Origin of the sequence: Marinobacter halodurans, from assembly GCF_004327985.1 — a bacterium.
Lineage (GTDB): Bacteria > Pseudomonadota > Gammaproteobacteria > Pseudomonadales > Oleiphilaceae > Marinobacter_A > Marinobacter_A halodurans.
Genome location: NZ_SJDL01000245.1, coordinates 1 through 246, shown reverse-complemented (window position 1 = coordinate 246; position 246 = coordinate 1). Strand labels below are relative to the sequence as shown.

The 246-nt window shown below is 59.3% G+C and carries 1 protein-coding gene; it reads right to left on the bottom strand.

The genetic code is table 11. The features are described 5' to 3' along the window. On the bottom strand, positions 1-246 hold a 246-nt coding region (locus tag EZI54_RS24240), incomplete at both ends, for an IS66 family transposase (protein ID WP_165495884.1).

The window sequence follows — 246 nt, the reverse complement described above, 5'->3', positions numbered from 1 at the left end:
CCCAGGTGTTCCGCGCCCAGTTCGGTCCAGCAGAACATCCAGTTTTTCTTGCCCATTGGAATGGGGCGTAGTGCCCGTTCCAGGTGGTTGGTGTCTGGCTGCACGTCGGGATCTTCCAAGAACACGGTCAGACTCGCTTCGCGGCTGAGCACGTAGTTCAGGGCTTTGGTCAGTGGATCACTGGGCAACAGCCCGACTTGCTCCAACTGATCACGGCACCACTGGAAGAAGTCGCTGACCACCGGC